Here is a 13,392-nt window from a genome sequence, read left to right as displayed (position 1 = left end):
CGGCCCTGGTCAGGAGGGTCGGAACACCGTCACGGACGTCACGTCGCCGCCGGTCACGGCGCAGTGCAGCACGGCCCCGGGGACGTCGTCGTCCCCGAAGCACGAGACCAGGACGCGGTCCGGCCCGGTCGCCTGCACCTCGGTGCGCGGGAGCGCCGCCAGCACCTCGGCGACCTCCGCCGGGGGCGCCGCGAGGTAGGCCAGCACGACCTCGCGCGGGGCGGGCGGCGGCGGGATCGGCAGGCCGTGGCCTTCGAAGAGGCGGTTCAGCTGGTCGGCCGCCGAAACGGCACGCGGGAAGCCGGCGAACGCTGACGTCTGGACGACCACTTCGCAGATTTCGGCGGGCGACAGTCCCGAGGCGAGGCCGGTGCGCAGGTGGACGCTCAGCGGCGGCCCCACCATTCCCGCCGCCACGATCGCGGCCAGCGTGGCGGCTTCGCGGGTCCGGCTGTCGAGCGCGGGACGTTCGTGCAGGTGGCCGTAGACGGTGCCGACGGCCAGCTCACCCAGCGCGGGGACGGTGGCGAACAGCGCGTCGAGCCGTTTCGCGCCGTCTTCGACCAGCTCGGCGAAGTTTTCGCGGCCCCGGTCGTGCAGGTCGTCCATCGTCATCCCGCGCCCCCTTCAGCAGCTGCAGTCGCAACACGAGCAGCAGTCGCAACACCCGTCACAGCCGCAGTCGCAGCCGCCGGTGGTGTGCGGTTTTCCGCTCCACGGCCCAGGGTAGGGATCGCGGCAGCAGAACTGGCAGGTGCAGCACATGTACGGCGTGAGGGCGCAGCCGAGGAAGAAGTTGCGCTTCTTCGGCGGGACGGCGAACTTCGGGTACCAGAGGCCGCCGCCTTTGCCGTCGAGTGACTCGGGGCCGGAGGAATCGCCGGGGTCTCCCGGACCACCGGGCCCACCTGGGCCACCGGGGCCGCCGGGTCCACCCGGGCCGCCAGGCCCACCCGGACCACGGCCGCCAGGCCCACCCGGGCCGCGGCCACCGGGGCCACCCGGGCCGGGAGCGCCCGGCGGCGGAACCGGCCCCGGCGGCGGAAAACCGTGCGGCCGCTGCGAGCCCCATCCCGGCGGGACTTGCTGCGGAGCCGGGCCGGGCCCGATCCACCCCGGCGGAGGCGGCGGCTGATGCGGATGCTGCTGCGGGGTCGGCCCGGGCCCGATCCACCCGGGAGGAGGCTGCTGCCCGGCGAGCCCGCCCGGCAGCCGATCGCCCTGGGCGAACATCGAGCCCTCCGGCCCACCGGCGGTCGCCGAGCCACCACCGGGCGCAGAGCCATGCCCGTGCACCCCATGCCCGAACGCCCGCCGCACCGCTTGGCGCAGCTCGTGCACCAGCAGCGCGTGCACCAGCCCCGGCTCCGCGAACTCGGCTTCCCGCAACGCCAGCTCCACCCCCAGCACGGCGTCATCGCACAACCGCCGCGCCTCGGGCCACGAAGTCCCCGTCGCCCGCAACGGGTTCCACGCCCCCGCCGCCGCGTCCTCCGCGTAGTCCTCGACCGCGTCCAGCAGGTGCGCGACCCGCCCGAACAACCGCCCGGCCTCCGCCAGCGGCGCCGCGTTCCCCGGCCGTCCGGCCAGCTCCGCCGTCCGCGCGAACGCCGCCGACGTCGCCAGCTCCGCCGGTTCCGTCGCGAGCAACGCCGAGTCCCCCAACCCGACCGAACGCTCCAGCGTCCCCTGCCGCGCGACCGCCTCGGTCAGCACCGAAGTGTCGAACCCCACCCGGCCACCGGTGCTGCTCCCCTGCGCCGCCCACCGGGCCGCGACCCGCCGCGCGGCGAGCGCCACCGGACGGCGGCCGAACGCGCCGTCGCGGTCCTCGACGTGGTCGCCGACCTTCGCCGCCGCGAGCACCAGGGACACCGCCGCCGCGAGCTGGGCGCCTTCGCCACGCGCCACCGACGCCGTCCGCATGCCCCGCAGCGGGCACGGGCCCGCGTCGCGGCGAAGGCCGCCGCGGTCGGTCTGCGCCTCGAGCAGGACCGAGATGATCAGCCCGTCGTAGTTCGTGACGACGCGGGCGAGCTGCCCGTGCTCGTCGCGCAGCGTCAGGCACAGCCCGCACAGGTGCGCCAGCCAGTCCGCGTGCAGTCCCTCGGACAGCCGGTGGCGGCACGGCCTGATGATCCCGAACATCCCCAGTCCCCTCCCTTACGGTCGGCGCACCTTAGCCCGAACGTGTGGCGCGCGCGGCGGGTGTACGCGATTCGTGACCCGCCCGGCAGGATGAGCGCCATGGCCGCACTGCACCCCCCGAAGGTCGAGGTCTTCGACCCCGCCGCGCGCGCGAACATCGACCCGAAGGGCATCCGGCGGGAGGTCGAGGAGTACCGCGAGGAACCCTTCGGCCTGTACCTGGCCCGCCCGACGCCGGGCCGCGCCCAGTTCCACTACCTCGAGTCGTGGCTGGTGCCCGGGCTCGGCCTGCGGCTCACCGACTTCTGGTTCTCCCCCGGCCACGAACGCGACCAGGACTTCTACCTCGACGTCGTCCGCGTCCGCCGCGACGGCCCGCGCTGGGTCGCCACCGACCTCTACGTCGACATCGTGCTCAAGGACAAGCTCTCGCTGCGGGTGATCGACACCGACGAGCTCCTCGAGGCCCTCGCCGCCGGCGTGGTCACCGCCGAAGACGCGCGGTACGCGCTGGAAACCACCTACGCGGCGGTCGAAGGGCTGGCCGCGCACGGCTACGACCTCACCGCCTGGCTGTCCACGAAGGACATCGCGCTCACCTGGCGCCGCCACCCCTAGGGGCCGCCGCATCCTCCGAACGATGGATGCGGGGTGGGTCGTTGTGATGACGCGCCGCACCCGTCCGCCGCGGGATTCTCGATCTGTCGGAAACGGATCGAGAAGGGGGACGGCGGGATGCCGGTCATCGAGGTCGAGCACCTCCACAAGCGGTACGGGGACAAGGTCGCGGTCGACGACGTCTCCTTGACCGTCGAGCGCGGGGAAATCTTCGGGATCCTGGGCCCGAACGGCGCGGGCAAGACCACGACGGTCGAGTGCCTGGAGGGCCTCCGCACGCCCGACGGCGGCGAGCTTTCGGTGCTGGGCCTCGACCCGCGCCGCGACCGGGCCGAGCTGCGCCAGCGCGTCGGCGTCCAGCTCCAGGAGGGCCGGCTGCAGGACAAGCTGCGGGTCGGCGAGCTGCTCGACCTCTACGCCGCGTTCTACCGGACGCCGGCCGACCCCGGGGAGCTGCTCGGCACGCTCGGCCTGGCCGAACACCGGAACACCGCATACAAGAACCTCTCCGGCGGGCAGCAGCAACGGCTGTCGATCGCGCTCGCGCTGATCGGCAGCCCGGAACTGGCGGTGCTCGACGAGCTCACCACCGGCCTCGACCCGCAGGCCCGCCGCGACACCTGGGACCTCATCGAGACCGTGCGCGCCGGGGGCGTGACGATCCTGCTGGTCACGCACTTCATGGAAGAAGCCGAACGGCTCTGCGACCGGCTCGCGGTGATCGACGCCGGCCGCGTCGTCGCCGTCGACTCGCCCGCCGGGCTGGTCGCGCGGGTCACCGACGAGCAGGTGGTGCGGTTCCGGCCGTCGGCGCCCCTCGACGCCGGCGTGCTCGAGACTCTCCCCGAGGTTCACGGGGTCGAGCGGCACGGCGACCGCCTCGTCGTCCGAGGCAGCGGCAACGTGCTGCACGCGGTGACGTCGCTGCTGGCGCGGCTCGGCGTGCTCGCCGGCGACCTGCGCGTCGACCAGGCCGGCCTCGACGACGCCTTCGTCGCGCTCACCGGCCACCGGCCGGACTGAAGGGGGAAACCATGTCCGTCCTGACCAAGCTGACCGCCGCCGAAGCCAAGGTGTTCCTGCGGGATCCGGGCGCACCCGCGATCGTCGTCGGCATCCCGCTCGCGCTGCTGCTGGTGTTCGGGCTGATGCCCGGCGCGAACGAGCCGGACCCGAAGTACGGCGGGCACAGCGCGCTCGCCACGGTCATCGCGCCGATGGCCGTCACGATCCTGCTGGCCATGCTGGCGCTGACGCACTTCCCGAACGTGATGGGCACCTACCGCGAGAAGGGCCTGCTGAAGCGGCTTTCCGCGAGCCCGGTGCCGCCGAGCCTGCTGCTCGCGGCGCAGCTGCTGGTGAACCTGGCCGCCGCCGTCGTCGTGGTCCTGCTCATCGCCGGGGTCGGCGGCCTCGTGCTCGGCATCCCCTTGCCGGGCAACCCGGGCGGCTTCCTGCTCTCGATCGTCCTCGGGGCGCTAGCGCTGTTCTCCGTCGGCCTGCTGGTGGCCGCGTTGGCACCGACCGGGCGGGCGGCGAGCGGCATCGGCAGCGCGGTGTTCTTCCCGATGCTCGCGCTGGGCGGGGTCTGGGTGCCGAAGGAACAGCTGCCGGTCTTCCTGCAGCACGTAGCCGACGTCCTGCCGCTCGGGTCGACGCTCAACGCGCTGCGCGCCACCTGGGCGGGCGACGCTCCCGAGCTGCTGCAGCTCGGCGCGATGGCGGTCTTCGCGCTCGGCTGCACGGCGATCGCGGCGCGGGTGTTCCGATGGGAGTGATGACCGCGCCCGCCCCGGCCGTCCTCCGGCCGCTCGCCGTCAAGCCGGTGGCGATCGTGACGGCGCTGACGGCGATCCCGTTGCTGCTGACGGCGAACCGCTACGGCTACTTCGGCGACGAGCTGTACTTCCTGGCCGCCGGACGCCACCTCGCGTGGGGGTACGTCGACCAGCCTCCCCTGCTTCCCCTGCTGGCCAAGGCGATGGACGCGCTCGGGCATTCGCCGTTCGTGCTGCGGATCCCGGCGATGCTCGCCGTGCTCGCCGGGGTCTTCCTCACCGCGCTGATCGCCCGCGAGCTGGGCGGCGGCGCGAGGGCCCAGACGCTCGCCGCCGCCACTTCCGCCGTTTCGGCGGAGACCTTGGCGGGCGGGCACTACCTGGCGACGTCCACAGTGGACCCGTTCCTCTGGACGCTGGTGCTGTGGCTGCTGGTCCGCTGGCTGCGCACCCGCGCCGACAGCCTGCTCGTCTGGACCGGCGTGGTGACGGCGGTCGCGCTGTACACGAAGTTCCTCATCGGCGGCTTCTGGCTCGCCGCCGGGGTCGCGCTCCTCGCCTGCGGGCCACGGGAACTGCTGCGCCGCCCCGCGTTGTGGCTCGGCGCGGCGATCGCCGTCGTGGCGCTGGTACCGACGCTCCTCTGGCAGGCCACGCACGGCTGGCCGCAGCTCGGCATGGGTGCGGCGATCTCGGCGGAGGTCGGCAGCACGTGGGGCGGCAGGCTGACGTTCGTGCCGACGGCGGTCCTCGCCGCCGGGTTCCCGGTCGGCGCGGTCCTGCTGCTCTACGGCCTGTGGCGGCTCCTGCGCAGCCGCGAACTCCGCTTCCTCGGCTGGACGACCGTGCTGCTGACCCTCGTCTTCCTGGCGGTGAACGGGCGGTTCTACTACGTCGCCGGCATGTACCCGGTGTGCTGGGCGGTGGCCGCCGTCGCGCTCGAACGCGGGGAACCGGCGCGCTGGTGGCGCTGGGTCACGACCTGGCCGTGCTACGCGCTGTCCGCGGTGCTCGTCCTGCCCATCGCGCTGCCGGTCTGGCCGCGGGAGTGGCTGACCGAGCACCCGTCGCTGCCCGCCCCGGTGTTCGCCTTCGCCGAGATCGGCTGGCCGGAGGGCACCCGCTCGGTGGCCGGTGCGTTCGCGCGGCTCCCCGAGCCGGACCGGACCGCGGTGGTGACCGAGACGTACTGGGAAGCGAGCGCGCTCGACCGCTACGGCCGCGACCTCGGCCTCCCCGAGCCGGCCAGCGGGAACCGCGGCTACGCGACACTGGTCGTCCCGCCCGAAAACACCACCGACGTCCTGTTCGTCGGCAAAGATCCGCGGCCACTGCTCGGGCACTTCGCCGAGGTGCGGCCGATCGGCGAGGTGGACACCGGTGCGGCGATGCCGAGCCAGTTCGACGGTGTGCCGCTGTGGCTGGCGACCGGCCGCGCCGAACCGTGGTCCGAGCTGTGGCCGAAGCTGGTGAACACGCACACGTGAGCCCGGCGTCACCACCGCGCGGTCGCTCCGCACCGGCCCACGTAGGGTGCGGGAAGGACCGGCGCCGACCACCGACAAGGAGCACGATGGACGCCGTAGCCACGGCACCCGACCAGGCGAAAGCCGACCTCGCCCCCTTCGCCCGGCTGCCGGTCGCGCTGCTGGCGCTGGGCACGGCCACCGCGTTGCTGCTGACGGCGGGCCGCTACGGCTACTTCGGCGACGAGCTGTACTTCCTCGCCGCCGGGAAGCACCTGGCCTGGGGGTACGCCGACCAGCCGCCGCTCGTGCCCTTCCTCGCGTGGGCGATGAACGGCCTGGCGCCCGGCTCGCTCGTCGTCTTCCGGCTGCCGGCGATCGCCGCGACCGCGGCCGGGGTCGTCGTCACCGCGCTGATCGCCCGAGAGCTGGGTGGGCGGCGCAAGGCGCAGGCGCGGGCCGCGGCGGCGTACGCGATCTGCGGGCAGTTCGTCGGCAGCGGCCACTACCTGGCGACGTCGACGATCGACCCGCTGCTGTGGACGCTCGTGCTGTGGCTGCTGGTGCGCTGGGTCCGCAGCCGCGACGACAAGCTGCTGGTGTGGCTCGGCGTCGTGACGGCGGTGGCGCTCAACGACAAGCTGCTCATCGGCGCGTTCTGGGTGGTGGCCGGGCTCGCGGTGCTCGTCTTCGGCCCGCGGGAGCTGCTGCGGCGGCCGAAGCTCTGGCTGGGCGCGCTGATCGCCGCCGGCTCGCTGGTGCCGACGCTGCTGTGGCAGCGCGCGAACGGCTGGCCGCAGCTCGGGATGGGCGGCGCGGTCGGCGCCGAGGTCGACGCGGCGGGCGGCCGCGGGAGCTTCCTCCCGCAGCTGCTGGCCGGGGCCGGCTGGGTGATCGGCGCGCTCGGCGTCGTCTACGGCGTCGCGGTGCTCGTCGGGAGCAAGCGGCTGCGGCCGTACCGGTTCCTCGGCTGGACGGCGCTGGGTGTCGTCGCGGTCTTCCTGGTCGCCAACGGGCGGTACTACTACGCGGCGGGGATGTTCGGCGTGCTGTGGGCCGCGGCGTTCGTGCACTTCGAGAGCCTCGAACCGGCCCGCTGGTGGCGGTGGGTGCCGACCTGGCCGGTGTTCGTCGTGTCGGCCCTGTTCAGCCTGCCGTTCACGCTGCCGGTCTGGCCGGCGCACTGGCTGGTCGACCACCCCGCGGCGCCGCGGCCCGCGTACGCGGCCGAAGAGCTCGGCTGGCCGGACCTCGCCGACGACGTCGCGAAGCTGTACCGGGCCGCGCCGCCGGGCACGGCCATCGTGACCGGCGGCTACTGGCAGGCGGGTGCGCTCGACCGGTACGGGCCCGAGCGCGGCCTGCCCGAGGCGTACAGCCCGAGCCGCGGCTTCTGGTACTTCGGCCGTCCCGCCGACACCGCCGAGACTGTGCTCTTCGTCGGCTACGACCCGGCGAAGCTGGCGAAGTACTTCGCGGACGCGCGCATCGTCGGCCAGGTCGGCAACCGGCTGGGCGTCCGCAACGCGAGCGAGCACATGCCCGTCTGGCAGCTCACCGGCCGGACCGCGGACTGGGCCGAGATCTGGCCCCGGCTCAAGGACATGAGAGCGTGAGCCTCGAGGCCGGCTGGGGCCGGCCGATGTGGCCGCCGGAATCGGCGCGCAGCTCCGTGGGGTGGCAGCTGTGGCTGTACCGGATCGAGCGCGTTCTGGCCGTCCTGCTCCTGGTCGTCGCGACCGCCGTCAGCCTCGGCGCCGGCGGCCGCGACGGCCACTGGTGGGCGATCACCGGTGCCTGGGTCGCGGTGACTACGCTCTGGGTGCTCGGCACGGTGGTCTTGGCGCCGGCGCGGCTGCGCGAACGGCCCGCCTTCGCCCTGCTCACGTTCGCCGGCATCGTCGGGCTGGGCAGCGTGCTGGAGCTGCGGGACCTCACCTACGTCATCTTCATGATCTACGCGTTCCTGGCCGCTATGCGCCTGCGGCCGACGTGGCTCGCGTTCGGCGGGCTGGGCGTGACGTCGCTGCTGATCAACACGCTCGGCAACGGCGGTCCCGTGCACGCCCTGCGGGAGCGGCCGGGCATCTGGATCACGATCATCGTCGTGCAGACCGCGACCATCGGGGGCGGCGGGCTGCTGTCGGCGGCGGTCGCCCGCCAGAACGAGGAACGCCGCCGGATGCTCGACGAACTGGCCGCCGCCCAAGCCGAGAACGAAGGCCTGCAACGGCAGCTGCTCAGCCAGGCCCGCGAAGCCGGGGTGCTCGACGAGCGGCACCGGCTGGCGCAGGAGATCCACGACACCCTGGCGCAGGGCTTCACCGGCATCATCACGCAGCTCGAAGCCGCCGCGCTGGCCAAGGACGAGCCGGCGGAGTGGCAGCGGCACCTGGACTCCGCGACCGCGCTGGCGCGGGAAAACCTCACCGCCGCACGGCGTTCGGTGCGCGCGCTGCACCCCGAGCACCTGGACTCCGCGACGCTGCCCGACGCGCTCGCCGGGGTCGCGGCGCGGTGGAGCGCGCGGACCGGCGTGCCCGCCACGGTCACCACCACCGGTGCCCCGCGGCCGCTGCACCCGGAGATCGAGTCGACCGTCCTGCGCGTCACCCAGGAAGCCCTGTCCAATGTGGACAAGCACGCCGCGGCGGGCCGGGTCGGCGTCACGCTGTCCTACATGGACGACGACGTGACCCTGGACGTCCGCGACGACGGCGCCGGGTTCGTCCCCGGACCCGGCCCCGGTTTCGGGCTGCCCGGGATGCGGCGCCGCGTCCAGCGGCTCGCCGGTACGCTGCACGTCGAGTCCGAACCCGGCGGCGGCACCGCGATCTCGGCCGTCCTGCCCGCCGTCCCCGCCCCGCCGGAGGCTTCCGCGTGACGATCACCGTGCTCATCGCCGACGATCACCCGGTCGTGCGCGACGGCCTGCGCGGCATCTTCACCGGCCGCGGCTTCGAGGTCGTCGGGGAGGCCGCGAACGGCGCCGAAGCCGTCGTGCTGGCCGAGCGGCTGCGCCCCGACGTCGTGCTGATGGACCTGCGGATGCCGGGCACCGACGGCGTCGCGGCGATCACCGAGCTGGCCCGGCTCGGCAACCCGGCGCGGGTCCTGGTGCTCACGACCTACGACACCGACTCCGACGTCCTGCCCGCGGTCGAGGCGGGCGCGACGGGCTACCTGCTGAAAGACGCCCCGCGCGAGGACCTGTTCCGCGCGGTCGAAGCCGCCGCGCGCGGCGAGGCGGTGATCTCCCCCGCCGTCGCGAGCCGGCTGCTGGGGCGGATGCGCGCGCCGGCGCACGAACCGCTGTCCCAGCGCGAGCTGGAAGTGCTCACCCTGGTCGCCCGCGGCTCGACGAACAAGGAAGCGGCCAAGAAGCTGTTCATCAGCGAGGCGACGGTCAAGACGCACCTGATCCACGTCTACGCGAAGCTCGGCGTCAAGGACCGCGCGGCCGCGGTGGCGGTCGCCTTCGAACGCGGGCTGCTGGGTTCCTAGGGCGTCCAGCCGGTGGTCGCGGCCCACTTCTCGGCGCGGGCGAACACGCCGTTGACGAACTCCTGCTTCTCGTCCGCGTACGCCGCGATGTTGCCGTCGTCGGCGTGCGCGTCGGCCAGGCGCAGCTTGACGTCGCGGTAGTCGTCCCGCTCGTTCGCGTTCGCGCGCAGGTAGTCGCGGAAGAGCAGGGCGAGCCGCCACGCGGGCGTCTCCTCGGACCGGACGTGCAGGTTCACCGCGCGCTTCGGGTCGGCGCCGACGTGCAGGCGCTTCGGCCACGTCCCGGTGCCGTCCTGGGCGTCGTCGCACCAGTCGCCGTCCAGCCGCGGGAACCCCGCGTCGGACAGCAGTTCCCGCAGCGTGTCCGCGTCGTCCAAAGTGGACACCGTGAGCTGCAGGTCGAGGACGTCCTTGGCGGGCAGCCCGGGCACGGCGGTCGAGCCGATGTGGTCGGCGCGGCGCGCCAGGTCCCCTGCCGCGGCGCGGACCCGGGCGAGCACGCGCTCGGCCTGCGCGGGCCAGGTGAGGTCGTAGTCGGCGATCTTCGGGGAGACCGGCGGGCGCGGCTTGCGCAGCCGGACGTTGGCTTCGAAGGGCACGAGCCGGTCGGCCCACAGCGCGTCGACGTCGAGGAGCACGACGTCTTCGGGACCGCCGTTGTCCAGCCAGACGTCGGCGACGGCGCGCCGCTGCTCGTCGCTCGCCTGCGCCCGGATCCGCGCCCGCGCGTCGTCCTCGGCCATGCCGCGCGCCGTCACCAGCCGCCGGACGCGCACCTCGACCGGCGCGTCGACGACCACGACCAGGTGGTACGCGGTCGCCAGGCCGTTCTCGACGAGCAGCGGGATGTCGTGGACGATGACGGCGTCCGGCGCGGCGGCGGCCATCAGCTCCCCGGTGCGGGCGCCGACCAGCGGGTGCACGATCGCGTTCAGCCGGCGGCGTGACTCGTCGTCGGCGAAGGCCTTGGCGGCGAGAACGGGCCGGTCGAGCGAGCCGTCGGCGGCCAGGACGTCCTCGCCGAACTCCGCGACGAGCCGGGCCAGGCCCTCGGTGCCGGGCGCGACCACCTCACGGGCGATCCGATCGGAGTCGATCAGCACGGCGCCGTGTTCGGCGAGCCGGTTCGCCACCGTCGACTTGCCCGCCCCGATTCCACCGGTCAACCCCACACGCAACATGCCGATCACCCTAGTCAGCCTCCCCCGCGGCGGCCGTGCTGTCCCCGTCCGGGACGGCGCCCAGCCCGAGGCACACGAACGGGTGAGCCGCAAGACGAACGTGACGCGTGACTCAACCGATATCCGGACACGCCGCGTTGCTTACCCACCTCTTCCGGCCCGATTGCGTACCGTCCGCGCGACAGGGTCGCCCACACGGAGGAACGATGGCGAACAGCAAGCACGTCGGGAGGCACCGGCTCGGCACGCCGGGGCTGGTGCACTGCGTTCTTCACCGCCCCGTGGCCGAGGCACTGGCGGACTACCACCGCACCTGGCTGAGCGCCCTGCTGGTGCCGGCGAAGCACAGCTTCGCGGGCCTGCGCCGCAAGGCCCGCGCGGCCGCCCTCGAGCGCATCTGGGTCCCGGCGGTGGGCACGTCGACGGTGCGCCCGGTGACGGCCCGCGCCGCGTAGCCGCTGCCGGACGCGGGCGGCCCCGCTGCCAACGCACGCACCGCCTTACGACCGCCGCACAGAACCGGCTGGCGTCACACCCCCACCGCGGGCGCCGCCTGATATCCGCCACGCCGAACCGGCCAGCACCTCGCCACCAACCACGGGCGCCACGCCAACCGGCCGACCCTGCCGCCTCCCGCTCAGCGGCCGCCGTACAAGCAAGCCGACTGCCCGCCGCTCAGCGGCTGCCGTACGAACCGAGTGCCCGCCGGTTCAGCGGCTGCCCAGCGACCCTGCCCGGGCGCGCGGCCTCAGCGGATCCGCCGCCCGAGGTGACGCGGCGCTGGTCAGCGGCCGGTTTCGTGGGTCTCGATCACGATCTCCGACGACAGCGTCCGGTGCACCGGGCACTTGTCCGCGATCACCATCAACCGCGCCCGCTGCTCCTCGTCCAGCTCCCCCTCCAGCGAGATCTCCCGCGTGATCCGGCTCAGCATGCCGCGCTCCGTCTCGCACTTCTCGCAGTCCTCCGCGTGGATGCGGTCGTGGCGGAGGCGGACCGTCGCGCGGGTCAGGGGGATGCCCTTGCGGTCGGCGTACATCCGCAGGGTGATCGCCGTGCACGAACCCAGGGCTGCCAGGAGCAGCTCGTACGGGTTGGGGCCGGCGTCGGCGCCCCCGAGTGCGGTCGGCTCGTCGACGAGGAGCTCGTGCGTCGCCGTCGTCACCTGGTGCGTGTACGTGCCGTCGCCGGTCGCGGTGACGGTCACCGTGCCGGGCTCGGGGTGCTCCATGCGGTCAGTCCTCCCAGGGTGAATCCTCGATCGTGGTCACGAAGTCCGTGCGCGTGAAGCCTGGCACGAACCGGGCCAGCACATCGGCTTTGACGTTGCCGAACGTCGTGTCGGGACGGTCACGGATGCCGTCGGTGAACGCCGCCAGGATGCGCCGCTTGAAGTCCGGCCTCGGGTGGGCGGCCACGATGGCGGCGCGGTCCGCGGCGGGCAGGTCGTGGTAGCCGATGCCGAGGACGTCGTACTCGACGCCCGCTGTCACCAGTGCGACTTCGGGTTCCATGTGCGCAGGGATGCCCGGGGTGGTGTGCAGGGCGATGGCCGTCCACGCGATCCGGGCGCGTTCAGGGGCGGCGCCGCGGTCGAGGAGGAAGCGGCGGGCCTCGTCCGCGCCGTCCAGCTCGAAGCGGCGGTCGGTGCGGTGGCCTTCGACGAGCCCGAGGTCGTGGAACAGCGCCGCGACGTAGAGCAGTTCGGCGTCGAACTCCAAGCCGCGCCGCCGGCCTTGGAGGGCACCGAACAGGTAGACGCGGGCCGAATGGTCGTACAGCAGCGGGCCGGCGGTGTCGCGGACGTACTCGGCGGCTTCGCGGGCGAGGGCGGTGTCAGGGACTTCAGGGGTCATGACGTCGACGATGCCCGCCCGCGCGGTGCTCGGACCTGCGTCCAGCGGACGGGAACACCGCAGATCCGGACATGCGGCGCATTCCCAAGACGCGCCGGATATCGTATCTTCTGCTGCGGGTGGGTCGCCCGGCCGCCGTCTGCGCCGGGCCGCCGCGAAGGGGGTGCGCCGATGGCCACCAGGCACTTGTCGATGCGCCCTGCCGACCAGGGCAGCCGCGAGCGCTTTCTCGACGCCGCGCTTTCCGTGCTGGTGAAGCGCGGTGTTCCCAGCCTGACCGTGCGCGGCGTCGCCGAGGCGGCCGGCGCCTCGACGATCTCGGTGTACGCCCGCTTCGGCGGCCGCGCGGGCCTGCTCGACGCCCTGTACGAGCGCACGTTCGACTCGCTGCGGGAGATGCTGGAAAGCCTGCCGCCGTCGAGCTCGGACGGCGTCGCGGACGTGCTGCACCTGGCCCTCGAGTACCGGCGCTTCGCCCGCGAGAGCCCCGCCCGCTACGCGCTGATGTTCGAGCGCCCGGTGCCCGGCTTCGACCCGGACCCGGCGCTGCGCTCGGCCGTGCTGCGGACGACGTTCCGGATGTTCGTCGAGCGCGTCCAGCGGGTGAGCCCGCCGGGAGCGGACGCCCAGGCCGCGGCCTACCAGCTGTGGACGGCGATGCACGGGCTCGTCGGCGCGGAGCTGATGCTGGCCTCGCGGACCCCGCTGGCCGAGTTCTTCATCCCGCCGACCGACGAGGCGAACGAAGCGGTGTACCGGCAGGGCGTCACCGCGATGATGCGCGGCCTCGGCCTGCGCTGACCCCCGGGCAACGACGGAGCCCCCGGTCCGAAGTGGACCG

At 73.8% G+C, this 13,392-nt stretch carries 14 protein-coding genes; 9 read left to right on the top strand and 5 right to left on the bottom strand.

Going from position 1 to position 13,392, the window contains the following annotated elements:
- Nucleotides 1-9: 9 nt before the first annotated feature.
- Complete coding sequence (locus EIY87_RS25045; protein WP_125312335.1) at nucleotides 10-615, bottom strand: carboxymuconolactone decarboxylase family protein; 606 nt, start codon at nucleotides 613-615, stop codon at nucleotides 10-12.
- Nucleotides 616-627: 12 nt separating this feature from the next.
- Nucleotides 628-2,148: a DUF5685 family protein gene (locus EIY87_RS25040; protein WP_125312334.1), complete on the bottom strand. Its 1,521-nt coding sequence runs from the start codon at nucleotides 2,146-2,148 to the stop codon at nucleotides 628-630.
- A 99-nt stretch (nucleotides 2,149-2,247) separates the two neighbouring features.
- Between EIY87_RS25040 and EIY87_RS25035 the strand changes: the two genes are divergently transcribed.
- The 7 genes from EIY87_RS25035 to EIY87_RS25005 all read left to right on the top strand — a co-directional run bounded on the left by EIY87_RS25035 (nucleotide 2,248) and on the right by EIY87_RS25005 (nucleotide 9,514).
- Complete coding sequence (locus EIY87_RS25035; protein WP_125312333.1) at nucleotides 2,248-2,766, top strand: DUF402 domain-containing protein; 519 nt, start codon at nucleotides 2,248-2,250, stop codon at nucleotides 2,764-2,766.
- A gap of 117 nt (nucleotides 2,767-2,883) precedes the next feature.
- Entirely contained in the window at nucleotides 2,884-3,789 is a 906-nt protein-coding gene (locus EIY87_RS25030; RefSeq protein WP_125312332.1) for an ABC transporter ATP-binding protein, read from the top strand.
- Between the two features lie 11 nt (nucleotides 3,790-3,800).
- A complete protein-coding gene (locus tag EIY87_RS25025; RefSeq protein WP_125312331.1) occupies nucleotides 3,801-4,544 on the top strand; it encodes an ABC transporter permease in 744 nt (247 codons plus the stop codon).
- Complete coding sequence (locus tag EIY87_RS25020) at nucleotides 4,544-6,031, top strand: ArnT family glycosyltransferase (protein ID WP_225440036.1); 1,488 nt, start codon at nucleotides 4,544-4,546, stop codon at nucleotides 6,029-6,031. Before EIY87_RS25025 ends, EIY87_RS25020 begins: the two co-directional genes overlap by 1 nt.
- A gap of 86 nt (nucleotides 6,032-6,117) precedes the next feature.
- A complete protein-coding gene (locus tag EIY87_RS25015; RefSeq protein WP_125312329.1) occupies nucleotides 6,118-7,626 on the top strand; it encodes an ArnT family glycosyltransferase in 1,509 nt (502 codons plus the stop codon).
- Nucleotides 7,623-8,894 carry a sensor histidine kinase gene (locus tag EIY87_RS25010; RefSeq protein WP_225440035.1) on the top strand — a complete coding sequence of 424 codons (1,272 nt, stop codon included), beginning with the start codon at nucleotides 7,623-7,625 and terminating at the stop codon, nucleotides 8,892-8,894. The genes EIY87_RS25015 and EIY87_RS25010 overlap by 4 nt, the downstream gene beginning before the upstream one ends.
- On the top strand, nucleotides 8,891-9,514 hold the full coding sequence (locus tag EIY87_RS25005; protein WP_125312328.1) for a response regulator: 624 nt from the start codon (nucleotides 8,891-8,893) through the stop codon (nucleotides 9,512-9,514). Before EIY87_RS25010 ends, EIY87_RS25005 begins: the two co-directional genes overlap by 4 nt.
- On the opposite strand, the gene coaE is transcribed toward EIY87_RS25005, so the two are convergent.
- Entirely contained in the window at nucleotides 9,511-10,695 is a 1,185-nt protein-coding gene (gene coaE, locus EIY87_RS25000; RefSeq protein WP_125312327.1) for a dephospho-CoA kinase, read from the bottom strand. The two genes, EIY87_RS25005 and coaE, sit on opposite strands and share 4 nt — an antisense overlap.
- Nucleotides 10,696-10,901: 206 nt before the next feature.
- Here coaE and EIY87_RS24995 point away from each other — a divergent pair, with 206 nt between their 5' ends.
- On the top strand, nucleotides 10,902-11,150 hold the full coding sequence (locus tag EIY87_RS24995; protein ID WP_125312326.1) for a hypothetical protein: 249 nt from the start codon (nucleotides 10,902-10,904) through the stop codon (nucleotides 11,148-11,150).
- 329 nt (nucleotides 11,151-11,479) lie between these two features.
- Here EIY87_RS24995 and EIY87_RS24990 read toward each other — a convergent pair whose 3' ends face one another.
- Both EIY87_RS24990 and EIY87_RS24985 read right to left on the bottom strand, forming a co-directional pair.
- Entirely contained in the window at nucleotides 11,480-11,926 is a 447-nt protein-coding gene (locus tag EIY87_RS24990; protein ID WP_125312325.1) for an OsmC family protein, read from the bottom strand.
- A 4-nt stretch (nucleotides 11,927-11,930) separates the two neighbouring features.
- Nucleotides 11,931-12,551: an HD domain-containing protein gene (locus tag EIY87_RS24985; protein WP_125312324.1), complete on the bottom strand. Its 621-nt coding sequence runs from the start codon at nucleotides 12,549-12,551 to the stop codon at nucleotides 11,931-11,933.
- A 171-nt stretch (nucleotides 12,552-12,722) separates the two neighbouring features.
- Between EIY87_RS24985 and EIY87_RS24980 the strand changes: the two genes are divergently transcribed.
- Nucleotides 12,723-13,352 carry a TetR/AcrR family transcriptional regulator gene (locus EIY87_RS24980; protein ID WP_225440034.1) on the top strand — a complete coding sequence of 210 codons (630 nt, stop codon included), beginning with the start codon at nucleotides 12,723-12,725 and terminating at the stop codon, nucleotides 13,350-13,352.
- The last annotated feature ends 40 nt before the right edge of the window (nucleotides 13,353-13,392 follow it).

This window comes from Amycolatopsis eburnea, from assembly GCF_003937945.1.
In the GTDB taxonomy this organism is placed as follows: Bacteria; Actinomycetota; Actinomycetes; order Mycobacteriales; family Pseudonocardiaceae; genus Amycolatopsis; species Amycolatopsis eburnea.
This window is presented reverse-complemented; position numbering and strand designations above follow the sequence as displayed.

What these genes read in the sequence shown, in the direction of transcription:
- EIY87_RS25045 (WP_125312335.1), bottom strand. Translation starts at nt 615, where the DNA reads ATGACGATGGACGACCTGCACGACCGGGGCCGCGAAAACTTCGCCGAG.
- EIY87_RS25040 (WP_125312334.1), bottom strand. Translation starts at nt 2,148, where the DNA reads ATGTTCGGGATCATCAGGCCGTGCCGCCACCGGCTGTCCGAGGGACTG.
- EIY87_RS25035 (WP_125312333.1), top strand. Translation starts at nt 2,248, where the DNA reads ATGGCCGCACTGCACCCCCCGAAGGTCGAGGTCTTCGACCCCGCCGCG.
- EIY87_RS25030 (WP_125312332.1), top strand. Translation starts at nt 2,884, where the DNA reads ATGCCGGTCATCGAGGTCGAGCACCTCCACAAGCGGTACGGGGACAAG.
- EIY87_RS25025 (WP_125312331.1), top strand. Translation starts at nt 3,801, where the DNA reads ATGTCCGTCCTGACCAAGCTGACCGCCGCCGAAGCCAAGGTGTTCCTG.
- EIY87_RS25020 (WP_225440036.1), top strand. Translation starts at nt 4,544, where the DNA reads ATGACCGCGCCCGCCCCGGCCGTCCTCCGGCCGCTCGCCGTCAAGCCG.
- EIY87_RS25015 (WP_125312329.1), top strand. Translation starts at nt 6,118, where the DNA reads ATGGACGCCGTAGCCACGGCACCCGACCAGGCGAAAGCCGACCTCGCC.
- coaE (WP_125312327.1), bottom strand. Translation starts at nt 10,695, where the DNA reads ATGTTGCGTGTGGGGTTGACCGGTGGAATCGGGGCGGGCAAGTCGACG.
- EIY87_RS24995 (WP_125312326.1), top strand. Translation starts at nt 10,902, where the DNA reads ATGGCGAACAGCAAGCACGTCGGGAGGCACCGGCTCGGCACGCCGGGG.
- EIY87_RS24990 (WP_125312325.1), bottom strand. Translation starts at nt 11,926, where the DNA reads ATGGAGCACCCCGAGCCCGGCACGGTGACCGTCACCGCGACCGGCGAC.
- EIY87_RS24985 (WP_125312324.1), bottom strand. Translation starts at nt 12,551, where the DNA reads ATGACCCCTGAAGTCCCTGACACCGCCCTCGCCCGCGAAGCCGCCGAG.
- EIY87_RS24980 (WP_225440034.1), top strand. Translation starts at nt 12,723, where the DNA reads ATGGCCACCAGGCACTTGTCGATGCGCCCTGCCGACCAGGGCAGCCGC.